Below are 14,340 nucleotides of genomic sequence, written 5' to 3' on the forward strand. Positions count from 1 at the left end.
AAATAACCGATAGCTCTGGATAAATAGCCGTGAAGCGCTCAACCTGCGGTTTTTTCGCAGGTTGAAAGCAGATAATCAATATTCAGAAACCCGATCCTGGCAACAGCAGAAATTCCTCTTCTTCCGGCGTGCTGATCCGGCCTAATATCGCATTACGGTGCGGGTAACGGCCAAAACGGTCAATGATCGCCTTATGCCGTAATTCAAATTCCAACTGATCGCCATTATTCAGTTCGGTATACAGCGCCAATGCCTGCTGATGAATCACCGCCGATTCCGAATGCATAAAGGGTAAATAGAGAAAACCGCGCTGTTCGCGGCTGAGCTGTTCGCATTGCCCGGAACGGATCGCCTCTTGCGCCAACACCAGCGCCATGCAGTCGCTGGAAAATGCGCGGGGCGTGCCGCGAAACAAATTACGGCTGAACTGATCGAGCACGATCACCTCCGCCAGCCGCCCTTCGATAGTTTCGCGCCAATGCGCCAATTCACCCGCCGCCGCCGCGTGCCACAGCTCGCCAAAACGCACCTGCAACCGGCTGTCGAAATCCTCGTCTTTCTTGAACCACATCACCGGATCGATCTCCTCGAACCAGAAGTCTATGACCTGTTTATGCATAACGTCTCTCCCTTGTTTAACTCAGTGTAACCCGTTCTCCCCTTCGGCGTTATCTGCCATAATACTCCCACTTTGCCGCCGTTTTTCGCGCACCCTGATTACGGAGTTCCCTTTATGGATCATTGCCATACTTCCGATCTCATTTCCCTTGAGCAGGCGCTGGAGAAGATACTCAGCCAACTCTCTCCCCTGCAGCAGACCGAATCCATCCCCCTGAACGCCGCCGCCGGCCGCATTACCGCCGCGCCGGTGATTTCACCGATCGACGTGCCGCCGTTCGCCAATTCGGCCATGGACGGTTATGCGGTGCGTATCGCGGACCTGCATGCCAACGCCCCGCTACCGGTCGCAGGCAAATCCTTTGCCGGTACGCCGTTCGACGGTGACTGGCCGGCCGGCACCTGCGTGCGCATCATGACCGGCGCGCCGATCCCAACCGGTGCCGAAGCGGTGATCATGCAAGAGCAGGCCGAGGTGAGCGATGCCGGCGTTCGCTTCAATGCCGCCGTGCGCGCCGGACAAAACATCCGCTTGGCGGGAGAAGATATCCAACAGGGCGCCGGCGTGTTGCCTGCCGGCGTCAAACTGGGCGCTGCGCAGTTGCCGTTGCTGGCCTCGCTCGGCGTCGCCGAGGTGCTGGTTGTCCGCAAGTTGAAGGTCGCGGTATTCTCCACCGGCGACGAGTTGCAGCCGGTAGGCCAGCCGCTAGAGGCCGGGCAGATTTATGACACCAACCGCTTTGCGGTACGCCTGATGCTCGAGCAATTGGGCTGCGAGACGCTCGATCTGGGCATTATCCGTGATGACCAGAACGCGCTGCGCGCCGCCTTCGAGCAGGCGGACAGCCAGGCTGACGTAGTGATCAGCAGCGGCGGTGTGTCGGTGGGTGAAGCCGACTACACCAAACAGATGCTCGACGAGTTGGGCGAAGTCAGTTTCTGGAAACTGGCGATCAAACCCGGCAAACCCTTTGCGTTTGGCAAGCTGAAGCACGCCTGGTTCTGCGGCCTGCCGGGCAACCCGGTTTCCGCCGCCCTGACCTTCTACCAGTTGGTGCAGCCGTTGCTGGCAAAACTGGCCGGCCACAGCGAGTGGCACCTGCCACCGCGCCTGCGCGCACGCGCCTTGACGCCGCTGAAGAAGGCGCCGGGTCGTCTTGATTTCCAGCGCGGCGTGTTTGCCAGCAATGCCCAGGGCGAGTTGGAAGTGAGCACTACCGGCCATCAGGGCTCGCACGTATTCAGTTCATTCAGCCAGGGTAACTGTTTCATCGTGCTGGAGCGCGAACGCGGTTCAGTGGCGGTTGGCGAAACGGTGGAAATCGAGCCATTCAACACCTTGTTGAGGAGCTGAACATGCTGCCGGAATTAACCGACGCCGAAACGCTGCGCTATAACCGTCAGATTATCCTGCGCGGCTTTGACTTCGACGGCCAGGAAAAACTGAAGGCCGCTCGAGTGCTGATTATCGGCCTGGGCGGGCTGGGTTGCGCTGCTGCGCCATACCTGGCCGCGGCGGGCGTCGGCCACTTGACGCTGGTTGATTTCGACACCGTCGCCCTCTCCAACCTGCAACGCCAGATCTTGCATCGCGATGCACGCCTTGGCATGACGAAGGTCGAATCTGCTCGCCTCGAGCTGAGCGCCATCAATCCGCATATCCGTATTGATGCCGTGGACGGGCAGTTGAACGACGAACAGATGGCGGCGCACATTGCCGCCTGCGATCTGGTGCTGGACTGCACCGACAACGTAGCGACACGCGATCTGCTCAACCGCCAGTGCCATGCGCAACGCAAACCGCTGGTTTCCGGCGCGGCGATCCGCATGGAGGGGCAGCTCAGCGTATTCACCTACCAGCCGGACGAGCCCTGCTACCGCTGCCTGAGCCGGTTATTCGGCGAAAACGCCCTGACCTGCGTCGAGGCTGGGGTTATGGCACCGCTGGTGGGCACTATCGGCACGCTACAAGCTCTGGAAGCGATTAAGCTGTTGGCAAACTATGGCCAACCCCTCACCGGAAAACTGCTGATGTTCGACGCCATGACGATGCAGTTCCGCGAGATGAAGTTGCCGAAAAACCCGCAGTGCGAGGTGTGCGGTGGGGAATAGCAAGCATTGGCCAAATGGGTAACCATGCCGGACTGCAGAGCCACCACGTCAGCCCCCCATTCTGATGAATAACATATAGGGTGAACCCTCATAACTTTGGTGGGTCGCCCTATATTATGCCTGACCCAATCATCTTCTGAATCTGATCGATGCTATCCGCCCCAAACATCTTTTTGAAACCTTGCCCAGCCAATTGCTGGAGCACCCGTTCTCTGAGCAATTTCACTCAAACCAAGCTCTTTCATTTTTCGTCATCCTTTACATTGATAATGTTGAAAAAAACAAAGACAAAGCCGCCCACAAGGCATAAAAAAACAATCAATAAAAAGAAATAAAAATCTCCACCATGAATACTGTCACCAATATAATTCACAGCAGTAAATATCATAAATATGTATGTAGAGCAGCGTATCCATTTCCGAAAAAATATGCCATTAGTTCTAACAGACTGCATTACCCCCCCCTAAAATACTGAAAAAACCTCTCATCATGTGTGATAACGATTATTACTAACGTTTGCACGAGGAAATATCAAGATATTTTCAGCCTTATTAAAAACAAGGTTAAAAAACTAAAACCAGCAACTACTTAAATATATAATTCATTCGCGCAACCGATTTTTAGCGAATTTTATGGCAAGGTTAATTAATGGCATTAACGAATCAGGTAAATATGCGTGCAGCTTAAAATAATAAAACCAAGCCTCTATACTCACTTTACGATAAATAAAAGACATGCATTCCAGATTTTATACTTACGGGGGAAAATGCAGATAGTGAACGATATTTGAGGAGTTTATGTCAGAATTTCAAAAGAGCATTTTACTCTGCACTATAACGGAGACAAAAAAGGCGGGAATGCTCCCGCCTTTTGACTGCCTAAGCAGAGTTAAACGATACCCTGGCTACGCAGATAGTCTTCGTAGTTGCCGGTAAAGTCGATAACCTTGGTCGGCGTCATTTCCAGCACGCGCGTCGCCAGCGAGCTGACGAACTCACGGTCGTGGGAAACGAAGATCAACGTACCTTCGTACATTTCCAGCGCCATGTTCAGCGATTCGATGGATTCCATATCCAGGTGGTTGGTTGGTTCATCCATAACCAGAATATTAGGGCGCTGCATCATCAGCTTGCCGAACAGCATGCGGCCCTTTTCACCACCGGACAGCACCTTAACTTTCTTCTTGATGTCATCCTGGCTGAACAGCAAACGGCCCAGCACGCTGCGCACCGCTTGCTCGTCGTCTTTTTCCTGCTTCCACTGGCTCATCCAGTCGAATACCGTCAGGGTGTCATCGAACTCGTATTCGTGATCCTGAGCGTAGTAGCCGATCTTGGCGTTTTCGGACCACTTCACGCTGCCGCTGTCCGGCAGGGCGTCGCCCACCAGCGTTTTCAGCAAGGTGGATTTACCGATACCGTTCGGGCCCAGCACCGCCACTTTCTCGCCCACTTCAACCATCAGGTTGAACTTGCTGAACAGCGGGCCGCTATCGAAGCCTTTGGTCAGCGCTTCTACTTCCAGCGCGTTGCGGAACAGTTTCTTGTCCTGATCAAAACGGATGAACGGGTTCTGACGGCTTGAGGCCTTCACTTCTTCCAGCTGGATCTTGTCGATCTGGCGGGCGCGAGAGGTCGCCTGCTTGGATTTGGAGGCATTGGCGCTGAAGCGGCTCACGAACGATTGCAGTTCGTTAATCTGTGCCTTCTTCTTGGCGTTGTCCGCAACCAGACGCTCGCGCGCCTGAGTGGCCGCAGTCATATATTCGTCGTAGTTGCCCGGATAAACGCGCAGCTCGCCGTAGTCCAGATCCGCCATGTGAGTACAGACCATGTTCAGGAAGTGACGGTCGTGCGAAATGATGACCATGGTGCTGTTACGATCGTTCAGCACCTGCTCCAGCCAGCGAATGGTATCGATGTCCAGGTTGTTCGTCGGTTCGTCGAGCAGCAGGATTTCCGGATCGGAGAACAGCGCCTGCGCCAGCAATACGCGCAGTTTGAAGCCCGGCGCGATCTCGCTCATCGGGCCGTAATGCTGTTCAACCGGGATGCCTACGCCAAGCAGCAGTTCGCCGGCGCGCGCTTCGGCGGTGTAACCGTCCATCTCGCCGTAAGCCACTTCCAGATCGGCCACTTTGTAGCCGTCTTCTTCGCTCATTTCGGCCAGACCGTAAATGCGGTCACGCTCTTCCTTCACTGCCCACAGCTCGTGGTGGCCCATGATGACGGTGTCCAGCACGCTGTATTGTTCGAAAGCGAACTGATCCTGACGCAGTTTGCCCAGGCGTTCGTTCGGATCGAGGAACACGTTGCCGCCGCTCGGCACCAGATCGCCACCCAGGATTTTCATAAAGGTGGATTTGCCGCAGCCGTTGGCCCCGATCAAACCGTAGCGGTTACCGCCGCCAAACTTGACGGAGATGTTTTCAAACAACGGCTTACTGCCAAACTGCATAGTGATGTTGTTAGTGCTTAACACAGCGCTCGCTCTTCATATCATTGGGAATGTGATTTGGCGCGCATTATGCCATAACGAGGATAAGAGATCGCGGGAAGTTTCGGTGACAATTTGAGCAAAGGTGCGGCGGCAGAGGATCATAAGGTTAACCCGGCATGCCGGCCCCGTGGCTCGGCGTAATGCAAGCCCGCCCGTTGACGGAGGGATACCGGTGAAACTATTAGCGCTTGAAGGTTGTCATGAGCCACTTCCCCAAGAAATAGAATAATTCAGCAAATTTACTCACATGCATCCGTGATTTAAAATACCAAAATATAAATGTTTAAATTTTTCTTTTCTTAAAATGTCTGCTTTCAATACAGAAACATCATCATCCCACTCTTTTTCAAAAATGGATTTGACGTCGTTATTATTTAGTTTACCTAGTTGTTTCAATCCACAAGCGGCATAAAGTTTACTTTCCGGCGTTGCCTTGGGATTATTGGCTACTCTCAAAAAAATATCAGTTGCGCTCTTGCTTTTAAGAATATCTATTACAGCAACTTCTCCTTCACTAATCCTGCCAACAAAGCCGTTCATTCCTAAGGAAAAGTAACGGGTCTGCGATAGATTACTTTCTATAACCTCATAATCCTTTTCATTTGCGTAGCCATAGAGAGAACATAACGAAGTAAAAGACAAAGTAGCAACTATAAAAATCCTTTTCATAAAGCCCACCTGCATTCACAAATCATTTACCTTATGCCAACCTAACCACATAAATAAAATCATTGCAAATAGAAAACTTATAGCTTTATTAATAACATGACTCATTAAAATCTATAAAATAGCTTGATTCATATACTCTTATTATACGAGCATCAACCGTAACCTTACTTTTCTTCAACCATTTTTTGAAACCGCCCCCGCTCCCCGAACATGCCGAATGCGATAATCCCCCATCCGGCATCCTGACTCGTTAATCGGGGAAACAACCGTTGATGTGCGAGTAAGGCGCTGCATCACCGAACAGCGGTTCGGAACTGCCGTCAGCCAGAAAACCTGCCGCCAATCTGGCGGTGTGCGTCCACAGGCTTTGCGGGATCCATGAGCCGACGCTCACCCGGCGTACGCCAAGCGCGGCGAGTTGCTCCGCCGGCATCAGGTTGTGCGAGACGTCTCAATATCCTGGATTACTCGTATTCCTGTCTGCGTTCGAGAAAACATATTTGTATTCACCACAACGATTATTTAAATAAATTAAATTCACAAAAAATATTAATTACTCACAGGCAGGCCTAAAAAAACCATCAGGCGTATCATCGGAGTGATAGAGAGAGCCAATATTTACGTTAAACATCTCAACAAAAAAATAACGTTAACCTACGGGTAATAAACCATTACTCCCCTGGATTAAGTAAATGCTTTGCCTTTACCCTCTCCTTCAGGCCAAGTAGCAATTTTTATTGCTACGGCAGAACCATACCACCGCAGATTCCTCTCTACGATTAAAATTGTGATTCACCTCTTAAAACCCACAAGGAATCGGATCCTTTGTGTGTGGCAGGTCACTAAATCGTCAGCCAGGCAGAGTTGACACCCTTATCACAACCAGAATAAATCACCAAATAAACAACAAGTTAAACAAATTAACCTCCATTTTCACACCGAAAATAACCCGTATTGCATATAGTTGTACATACAAGTATATGTAAACAAGAGACTGCAAAAGTGTGATCGCAACAAACAGCATCCCTCAGGTATCACTGGTGAAACATTAACAATAAAAACATGCCACCCATCGCGAGAGATTGAAATAATGACAAACACTGTTGAAAACGAGTTATCCGAGAATCGGACGATCGAAAAGAAAAAGATAAATTATAAGGTCATTTTTGGCGCCAGCCTCGGTAACGGACTGGAGATCTTCGATTTCACCGTTTACAGCTTCTTTGCAGCCATTATCGGCAAACTGTATTTCCCCAGCGACACGGCCTACGGTTCTTTATTAATGTCGGTGGCCGTTTTTGGCGTCGGCTTTATTATGCGGCCGCTGGGCAGCATGGTGTTGGGAGCCTACGCCGATCGGGTCGGGCGTAAGGCCGCCATGTTAATGACTATTGTTCTGATGGGCGTCGGCACGGCGCTGATCGCCTTCGCCCCCACTCATGCGCAGATTGGCATCTTCGCACCGATGCTGATCGTGGTCGGGCGATTGATTCAGGGCTTTGCCGCCGGCGGTGAAGTGGGGTCTGCGACCACCCTGCTGCTGGAGTCGGCCGGGGCCAACCAGCGGGGATTCTTTGTCAGTTGGCAGGCGATCAGCCAAGGCATCAGCGCCTTGCTCGGTGCCTCTTTCGGGCTGCTGTTGACCTATTTTCTGCCGGAAGAAGCCCTCTATTCCTGGGGCTGGCGCGTGCCTTTCATCGTCGGCCTGCTGATTATTCCCGTCGGCGTATATATCCGTAAACACCTGGAAGAAACCTATAGCGGCGAGGTTGCGGATCAAGAACGCCCACCGGTTAACCCGGTCTGGGATGTGCTGCGCAATCACTTTAAAGACCTGCTGCTGGGGATGCTGATCATTATGTCCGGCACCGTGATGGTTTATATTGTGCTGCTGTATATGCCGACCTATATGATGCAGACCTATCACATTGCCGCGCCAACCGCCTATCTCTTCAGCTGCATTGCTTCCGTGGTGCAAATCGTCGCCGTTTATTTCGCCGGCCGTTATGTCGATCGGGTACAAAACTACAAAAGGCCGCTGCTTTTCTCTATCTTTGCCGCCCTGATACTGATTTATCCCACGTTCTGGTTCCTGGGCTCCACACACTATCTGTGGCTGGCAATCCTCTTTCGCATCTTGCTGATTGGCGCTTTAGGGATCAATATGTTGTCGAGCACCATGCTGATCGTCTCTGCGCTACCGCGCCATGTCCGCGCTACCGGCACCTCAATGATTTACGCCTTCGGCGTTACGCTGTTTGGTGGGTCGGCGCAGCTCGTCGTCACCTGGCTGCTGGATGTCAGCGGCAATCCTATGGCGCCGGCCTGGTATGTCACCGGCATGCTGACTATCAGCCTGATTGCCACTACGGTGTTCAAGGAGCGTCACAAAAACTGACGCAATAGTCCTATCCCAGGAGCGAAGAGAAGTATGGATACCCCTTATAATTTGGCATTACTGACGGGCGCAGGACTGAGCGCCATTGCGGCCCTGGTGCATGTTTGGGTGATCAAGGCGGGGCCGCACGGATATCGCCTGTGCGGCGCCGGCGATCGCTTTATCCGCGCTGCCGAAGCCGGCAAGAAATTTCCGGCCATCGCGACCGCGGGTATCGCCCTGGTGCTGTTTATCTGGGCGCTGTACGCTTTGGCCGGCGCCGGCATTATTGCGCCGCTGCCATTGCTGCGCCCCGCGCTGTGCTTCATCACGTTTATCTATTTGTTGCGTGGTATCGCAGGCCCCGTTGCGCTGCGCAATACCGGCCGCAGCCACAGATTCATCGTCATAAGCTCATTGATATGTCTCTGCATAGGTCTGGTTCATCTGCTGGGGCTTATACAGCGTTGGAACGCGCTGGCATAACTTTCCGTTAGCACAAGAGATAACACCCGCTCTGCACCGCAGAGCGAGGTCGCTGTCGATACCGCGTTTGAAACCACATCCCTCAAACGGGCTGACTCAGGCCTGATCGCCATATCTGACCACAGTCAGCCGCTCTTCCTCTGAAGGGGAAACAAAGTAGTGGGTAAGCAGATCGAAGGTTTCTTCGCTTAGCACGAAAGGATGATCGCCCTGCTCATTTCTCAGTTTTATCCGGCTCTTGCATTGCACATCGCTGACGTCCAGAAAATGCAGACAATGACCAACACCGGCGGCGTCTGCCAATTGCCTGGCCCAAAGACGACGATCCGGCGTGTTCATCGGAAAATCGAGCACCACCGACAGCCCATGATGCAGCAGCTGTACAATATGTTCACTCAATGCCTGCCGCAGCCGGGCCGAATAGCGGACGTAATCCTGCAACCCGGCCATCTGTTGTTCATACAGCGTCGCCAGCCAGCTGTCCTCAACAATCAACAGCGTTTGCGGCTGTAGCGACAAGCGGTTTGCCAACGTTGACTTGCCTGAGCCGGCTTTGCCGCACATCAGATGTAAAACAGCCTGGGGGTGATTTTCCATGACGTCCTCCTGGGTGATGGCCAGCAGGAGGAGAGATGCCCCGCCTTACTGGCGGGTTTTGGCTTGAAAGAGACGCGCTATCCCACCACTCTGAGAATGGTGATAATAATCTGCGCGAATACAAGTCGGTTTTTGTTCATCCACTATCAATAGAATAAAACCGGAAGGGCTGTCAACAGCGAAACCAGCGTTGCATTAACCTGCGTGATAGCCGCGGCTGTCCTGCGGCGCTAGATCCCGCTGCTCCAAACCATAGTCACGCACCACCTCAGCCACCCGCAGGCGGTAGTGCGCCAGCACATCATGGCGGCCACGCGCCTGCGCAGCCCGGTGCTGCTCGATATTGCGCCACTGTTTTACCGCCTCTTCGTCCCGCCAAAAGGACAGCGACAGCAACCGCTGCGGATCGGCCAGGCTTTGAAAGCGCTCGATGGAGATAAATCCGTCAATCTCCGCCAGCAGCGGCTTTAGCTCTGCCGCCAGTTTAAGGTAGGTTTCACGCTGCCCGTCGGCGGCCTGCAATTCAAAAATAACGGCAATCATAGAAAGTTCCTGTCAGGAAGATTAACCCTATCCTAAGGCTAGACCTACAGCCATACTTCGCCTAATCTCGAACTATGAATGACATCGATATCGAAGATCGCCTGGCGGCATTGACCGCCGCTATCGCCGACCGTACCCGTGCGCGCATGTTGTGCCTGCTGATGGACGGGCGCGCCTATACCGCCACCGAACTCAGCGCCGCGGTGGACGTCGCCGCCTCTACCGCCAGCGGGCATTTGGCGCGCTTGCAGGAACAACGGTTGATCGCCTGCGTCAAACAGGGGCGCTATCGCTATTTCCGCCTGGCGGGGCAGCCGGTGGCCGATGTGCTGGAAACGTTGATGGCGCTGGCCGGCGTCGAACGGCCGACGGTGAAAAGCACAACCCCCACCTCGCTGCAATTCGCCCGCACCTGCTACGATCATATGGCCGGTGAAGTGGCGGTAAAACTGCATGACCGTCTGCATCAGTTAGCCTGGCTGGTGGGCGAGGAAGACTACCGGCTGAGCGATGCGGGGCAGACCGCCCTGGCGCGATTGGGCGTCGACTGCGCGCCTGCGCCCTCACGGCGGCGCTTCGCCTGCGGCTGCCTGGACTGGAGCGAACGCAAGGCTCACCTTGGCGGCGCACTTGGCGCAGCGCTACTTAACGCCTTTATCGAACGCGGCTGGATAAGGCGCCGGCTCGATAGCCGCGAGCTGCAACTCACCGCCACCGGCAAGAATGCTCTGAAAGCACATTTTGACCTCACGGTTTAACCCCGCAACGCGTTAGCTTTGGTGCAATACTCAATAGGCAAACCGTCAACCCGAGGACTCCTCATGCTCGATCAAACCCAATTCCCCATCACCAAACTGTGGCCGGCGCAACATCCGGAACGGCTGCAGCTTTACTCGCTGCCAACGCCTAACGGCGTAAAAGTGTCCATTATGCTCGAAGAGATCGGCCTGCCTTATGAAGCGCACCTGATCGATATCGGCAAGAATGAAACCTGGACACCGGAGTTTTTGTCGCTGAACCCTAACGGTAAAATCCCTTCGATTATCGATCCCGATGGCCCAGGCGGTAAGCCGCTGGCGCTGTTTGAATCCGGTGCCATCCTGCTGTATCTGGCAGAGAAAAGCGGTCAATTCCTGCCACAGGATCCCGCGCAGCGCTATGAAACCATCCAATGGGTATTTTTCCAGATGGCGGCGGTCGGCCCGATGTTCGGCCAACTCGGCTTCTTCCACCGCTTCGCCGGGCGTGAATACGAAGATAAACGCCCGCTGGAGCGTTATAAAAATGAATCCAAACGCCTGCTCGGCGTGCTGGAAAGCCGCCTCGAAGGCCGCGACTGGATCATGGGCCAGGATTACACCATCGCCGACATTTCACTGCTGGGCTGGGTGCGTAACCTGATCGGTTTCTACGAAGCGCGCGAACTGGTGGAGTTCGACAGTTTCCCACGGGTGGGGCAATGGCTGGAGCGCGGTTTGGCGCGCCCGGCAGTACAACGCGGCCTGACTATTCCCGCCCGTAACGACTAATTTATTGCCTGGGATAGCCGGCGGCTATCCCATTTTCGCCCCCCGCATCGTCATAAAAGTGTCACACCTCTGCACTACTCTCCCTGCGTAACAAACTGATGCTATTTGTGTTTTATTATTACGACAAGGAGTTTTCCCATGCTGCAGCCCGTTTCTTTGATCGCCGGCGCCGTGTTATCCGCCCTGCTTTGTTCCACCGCCTTCGCCGATGAAACACCGGCCAATACCGCGGGTCTTTCCGAGCGCGCGGCGCGCGGTAACATCGTGGAGCCGGGCGGCGCACGCCGTCTGAGCGGCGATCAAACCGCCGCGCTGAAAGCCTCGCTGTCTGACAAAACGGTTAAAAACGTGATTTTATTGATCGGCGACGGCATGGGCGATTCTGAAATCACCTCGGCGCGCAACTACGCAGAAGGCGCGGGCGGCTATTTTAAAGGCATTGATGCCCTGCCGCTGACCGGCCAATACACCCATTACTCGCTGGATAAGAAAACCCACAAACCGGATTACGTGACGGATTCCGCCGCCTCGGCGACCGCATGGTCCACCGGCGTAAAAACCTATAACGGCGCGCTGGGAGTTGACGTCAACGGCAAGGACCAGCCGACACTGCTGGAGATCGCCAAGGCGGCGGGCAAAGCCACCGGTAACGTCTCCACCGCCGAGCTGCAGGACGCCACACCGGCCGCTCAGGTTTCGCATGTCACCTCACGCAAATGTTACGGCCCGGAAGAAACCAGCGAAAAATGCGCCACCAACGCGCTGGAGAATGGCGGCCGCGGCTCGATCACCGAGCAATTGCTCAAAACCCGTGCCGACGTCTCGCTGGGAGGTGGAGCGAAATCCTTTAATCAGCTGGCGAAAAGCGGCGAATGGCAGGGAAAATCATTGAAAGACCAGGCAACCGCGCTGGGTTATCAGTGGGTGGAAAACCTCGACGGCCTGAATGCCATCAGCGTAGCCAATCAGCAAAAACCGCTGCTGGGGTTGTTTGCCGCCGGCAATATGCCGGTGCGCTGGCAGGGCCCGAAAGCCTCGCATCACGGTAATATCGACCAACCGGCGGTCACCTGCGAGAACAACCCGGCACGTACTGCCGACATCCCAACGCTGGCGGCGATGACCGAAAAAGCGATAGATCTGCTGAAAAACCAGCAGAACGGTTTCTTCTTGCAGGTGGAAGGCGCATCGATCGACAAGCAGGACCATGAAGCCAACCCTTGCGGCCAGTTCGGCGAGACGGTCGATCTGGATGAAGCGGTACAGAAAGCGCTGGCCTTCGCCCGCGCCGACGGCAACACGCTGGTGATTGTCACCGCCGACCACGCCCATTCCAGCCAGATTATTGCCGTCGATGCCAAAGCGCCAGGCCTGACGCAAACGCTGACCACCAAAGATGGTGCGCCAATGACCATCAGCTACGGTAACTCGGAGGAAGGCTCTCAGGGACACACCGGCACCCAGTTGCGCGTTGCCGCCTACGGCCCGCGTGCGGCTAACATCGTGGGCCTGACCGATCAGACCGACCTGTTCTACACCATGCGTGACGCTATGGCGATCAAGTAAGTTGGTTGCCGGGTAGCTTGCTCTATCCCTTCTCCTCCTGAATATCAGGGGGAGAAGCGGCTTTAACAGGTTAAAAATGATCGATTAACGGCTATATTCACCCTTGCGTCTTCACTTCGCGCCAAAGCGCCCAGATGAAAAGGATGAACCCTTGCAGTTGATTAGCCTGCCATTGACCACCGAACGCCTGCGGCTACGCCGCTTTACCCCTGCCGATCTCAATGCCTACGCCGCTTATCACCGCCTGCCGGAGGTTTATCGGTATTTGTACGCCCCCACGCCGAGCGATGCGCAGTTGGAAGAACAGCTTTCCCAGGCGGTGGCTTCGCGTTTCAGTGAGGATGGCGATATCTTTTATTGTGCGGTCACCCTGCCAGACAGTGGGGAATTGATCGGTGAAGTGCTGCTGAAACTGGCCAACCGCGCGGCATTGCAAGGAGAGATCGGTTATATCTTCAACCCGCTCTACGCCGGTAAAGGCTATGCCGCAGAAGCGGTGCGTGCGGTGCTCGATCGCGGGTTCAGCGAAGTGGGCTGCCACCGCATCTTTGCCCGGCTCGATGCCGCCAATCAGGGCTCGGTCGGCGTGGTCGAGCGGCTGGGCATGCGCAAAGAGGCGCACCTGCGGCAAAACGACCGTTTCAACGGCGAATGGGGCGACGAGTTTATTTACGCCTTGTTGAACGAAGAATGGCAGCGCAGGCTGCCGTAGCACGTTCTAGGCATCTGCCAGCACCTTCGCCGCCATTTGCTTATAGCTCTCCACCAGTTCACGGCCCTCATCGGGGCCGGTACTGACCGCCAGGCGCATCGTCGCCTCCCCCAGGTGCATCAGCAGAAAAGCGGCATTTTCAACCGCAACAGGATCCGCCTGTGGCCGCAAACGCCGTATCGCCGCCGCCAACAACGCACCGTTCAATCGGCTTTCCGCCACCTCTTCTTCGCGCAGCGTTTTGTTGGCCTGCGTCGCCGCCCAGATATCCCGCATGACGGGCTCAGCCATAAACAGGGCATAATATTCGTCAATCAGGCAGCTAAAAGCCGCGATCAGTTGTGGAAAATTCTGCACTTCAGTTAAACACTGCTCAATGCATTCACGCGCTTCCTGGTTATAACGCTGTGCCAGCACGCGCACGATAGCGGTCTTATCCGGGAAGTACTGGTACAGCGCCCCAATGGAAATACCGGCATTGAGCGCCACTTCGCTCATGCGCATCGCATCACTGCCCTGCCGGGCTATCAGCGCGGTAGCGCAATCCAGGATCAGCGCCACCTTCTCACGGCTCCGCGTCTGGCTGGGTTTACGCCGCAACGCGGGCGGATTTTTTTGCTTGTCATTCATCA

15 protein-coding genes are annotated in these 14,340 nt (G+C 54.6%); 8 read left to right on the plus strand and 7 right to left on the minus strand.

Features of this window, described 5'->3' with window-relative positions:
• Positions 1–82: 82 nt before the first annotated feature.
• Positions 83–619, minus strand: a complete 537-nt coding sequence (locus tag SPL01S_RS11855; protein WP_063199967.1) for a DUF924 family protein — start codon at positions 617–619, stop codon at positions 83–85.
• Positions 620–733: 114 nt separating this feature from the next.
• On the opposite strand from SPL01S_RS11855, the gene moeA reads away from it, so the two are divergent.
• A complete protein-coding gene (moeA, locus tag SPL01S_RS11860; protein WP_063199970.1) occupies positions 734–1,972 on the plus strand; it encodes a molybdopterin molybdotransferase MoeA in 1,239 nt (412 codons plus the stop codon).
• A 2-nt stretch (positions 1,973–1,974) separates the two neighbouring features.
• Positions 1,975–2,730, plus strand: a complete 756-nt coding sequence (gene moeB, locus SPL01S_RS11865; RefSeq protein WP_063199973.1) for a molybdopterin-synthase adenylyltransferase MoeB — start codon at positions 1,975–1,977, stop codon at positions 2,728–2,730.
• An 888-nt stretch (positions 2,731–3,618) separates the two neighbouring features.
• Here the strand turns inward: moeB and SPL01S_RS11875 are convergent.
• From SPL01S_RS11875 to SPL01S_RS11885, 3 genes are all read right to left on the minus strand, one after another.
• Complete coding sequence (locus SPL01S_RS11875) at positions 3,619–5,211, minus strand: ABC-F family ATPase (RefSeq protein ID WP_073972047.1); 1,593 nt, start codon at positions 5,209–5,211, stop codon at positions 3,619–3,621.
• A gap of 261 nt (positions 5,212–5,472) precedes the next feature.
• Complete coding sequence (mchS3, locus tag SPL01S_RS11880) at positions 5,473–5,898, minus strand: MchS3 family protein (protein WP_063200077.1); 426 nt, start codon at positions 5,896–5,898, stop codon at positions 5,473–5,475.
• Positions 5,899–6,148: 250 nt separating this feature from the next.
• Positions 6,149–6,331: a hypothetical protein gene (locus SPL01S_RS11885; RefSeq protein ID WP_063199981.1), complete on the minus strand. Its 183-nt coding sequence runs from the start codon at positions 6,329–6,331 to the stop codon at positions 6,149–6,151.
• Between the two features lie 657 nt (positions 6,332–6,988).
• Between SPL01S_RS11885 and SPL01S_RS11890 the strand changes: the two genes are divergently transcribed.
• Together SPL01S_RS11890 and SPL01S_RS11895 are read left to right on the plus strand one after the other, a co-directional pair.
• Complete coding sequence (locus SPL01S_RS11890; RefSeq protein ID WP_063199984.1) at positions 6,989–8,296, plus strand: MFS transporter; 1,308 nt, start codon at positions 6,989–6,991, stop codon at positions 8,294–8,296.
• Positions 8,297–8,329: 33 nt separating this feature from the next.
• Positions 8,330–8,761, plus strand: coding sequence for a hypothetical protein (locus tag SPL01S_RS11895; protein ID WP_063199988.1), 432 nt, complete (start codon positions 8,330–8,332; stop codon positions 8,759–8,761).
• Positions 8,762–8,857: 96 nt separating this feature from the next.
• Here SPL01S_RS11895 and SPL01S_RS11900 read toward each other — a convergent pair whose 3' ends face one another.
• Positions 8,858–9,358, minus strand: coding sequence for a P-loop nucleotide/nucleoside kinase family protein (locus SPL01S_RS11900; protein WP_063199991.1), 501 nt, complete (start codon positions 9,356–9,358; stop codon positions 8,858–8,860).
• 195 nt (positions 9,359–9,553) lie between these two features.
• A complete protein-coding gene (locus SPL01S_RS11905) occupies positions 9,554–9,901 on the minus strand; it encodes an antibiotic biosynthesis monooxygenase family protein (RefSeq protein WP_063199994.1) in 348 nt (115 codons plus the stop codon).
• Between the two features lie 74 nt (positions 9,902–9,975).
• On the opposite strand from SPL01S_RS11905, the gene SPL01S_RS11910 reads away from it, so the two are divergent.
• The 4 genes from SPL01S_RS11910 to SPL01S_RS11925 all read left to right on the plus strand — a co-directional run bounded on the left by SPL01S_RS11910 (position 9,976) and on the right by SPL01S_RS11925 (position 13,708).
• On the plus strand, positions 9,976–10,659 hold the full coding sequence (locus SPL01S_RS11910) for an ArsR/SmtB family transcription factor (RefSeq protein ID WP_063199997.1): 684 nt from the start codon (positions 9,976–9,978) through the stop codon (positions 10,657–10,659).
• A gap of 63 nt (positions 10,660–10,722) precedes the next feature.
• A complete protein-coding gene (locus SPL01S_RS11915) occupies positions 10,723–11,430 on the plus strand; it encodes a glutathione S-transferase N-terminal domain-containing protein (RefSeq protein WP_062870217.1) in 708 nt (235 codons plus the stop codon).
• A gap of 138 nt (positions 11,431–11,568) precedes the next feature.
• Positions 11,569–12,996 carry an alkaline phosphatase gene (gene phoA, locus SPL01S_RS11920; RefSeq protein WP_063200000.1) on the plus strand — a complete coding sequence of 476 codons (1,428 nt, stop codon included), beginning with the start codon at positions 11,569–11,571 and terminating at the stop codon, positions 12,994–12,996.
• A 151-nt stretch (positions 12,997–13,147) separates the two neighbouring features.
• Entirely contained in the window at positions 13,148–13,708 is a 561-nt protein-coding gene (locus tag SPL01S_RS11925) for a GNAT family N-acetyltransferase (protein WP_063200003.1), read from the plus strand.
• A 6-nt stretch (positions 13,709–13,714) separates the two neighbouring features.
• Here SPL01S_RS11925 and SPL01S_RS11930 read toward each other — a convergent pair whose 3' ends face one another.
• A complete protein-coding gene (locus SPL01S_RS11930; protein ID WP_063200080.1) occupies positions 13,715–14,338 on the minus strand; it encodes a TetR/AcrR family transcriptional regulator in 624 nt (207 codons plus the stop codon).
• Between the last annotated feature and the right edge of the window lie 2 nt (positions 14,339–14,340).

The organism is Serratia plymuthica NBRC 102599 (assembly GCF_001590925.1).
Classification (GTDB): domain Bacteria; phylum Pseudomonadota; class Gammaproteobacteria; order Enterobacterales; family Enterobacteriaceae; genus Serratia; species Serratia plymuthica.

What these genes read in the sequence shown, in the direction of transcription:
- SPL01S_RS11855 (WP_063199967.1), bottom strand. Translation starts at nt 619, where the DNA reads ATGCATAAACAGGTCATAGACTTCTGGTTCGAGGAGATCGATCCGGTG.
- moeA (WP_063199970.1), top strand. Translation starts at nt 734, where the DNA reads ATGGATCATTGCCATACTTCCGATCTCATTTCCCTTGAGCAGGCGCTG.
- moeB (WP_063199973.1), top strand. Translation starts at nt 1,975, where the DNA reads ATGCTGCCGGAATTAACCGACGCCGAAACGCTGCGCTATAACCGTCAG.
- mchS3 (WP_063200077.1), bottom strand. Translation starts at nt 5,898, where the DNA reads ATGAAAAGGATTTTTATAGTTGCTACTTTGTCTTTTACTTCGTTATGT.
- SPL01S_RS11885 (WP_063199981.1), bottom strand. Translation starts at nt 6,331, where the DNA reads ATGCCGGCGGAGCAACTCGCCGCGCTTGGCGTACGCCGGGTGAGCGTC.
- SPL01S_RS11890 (WP_063199984.1), top strand. Translation starts at nt 6,989, where the DNA reads ATGACAAACACTGTTGAAAACGAGTTATCCGAGAATCGGACGATCGAA.
- SPL01S_RS11895 (WP_063199988.1), top strand. Translation starts at nt 8,330, where the DNA reads ATGGATACCCCTTATAATTTGGCATTACTGACGGGCGCAGGACTGAGC.
- SPL01S_RS11900 (WP_063199991.1), bottom strand. Translation starts at nt 9,358, where the DNA reads ATGGAAAATCACCCCCAGGCTGTTTTACATCTGATGTGCGGCAAAGCC.
- SPL01S_RS11905 (WP_063199994.1), bottom strand. Translation starts at nt 9,901, where the DNA reads ATGATTGCCGTTATTTTTGAATTGCAGGCCGCCGACGGGCAGCGTGAA.
- SPL01S_RS11910 (WP_063199997.1), top strand. Translation starts at nt 9,976, where the DNA reads ATGAATGACATCGATATCGAAGATCGCCTGGCGGCATTGACCGCCGCT.
- SPL01S_RS11915 (WP_062870217.1), top strand. Translation starts at nt 10,723, where the DNA reads ATGCTCGATCAAACCCAATTCCCCATCACCAAACTGTGGCCGGCGCAA.
- phoA (WP_063200000.1), top strand. Translation starts at nt 11,569, where the DNA reads ATGCTGCAGCCCGTTTCTTTGATCGCCGGCGCCGTGTTATCCGCCCTG.
- SPL01S_RS11930 (WP_063200080.1), bottom strand. Translation starts at nt 14,338, where the DNA reads ATGAATGACAAGCAAAAAAATCCGCCCGCGTTGCGGCGTAAACCCAGC.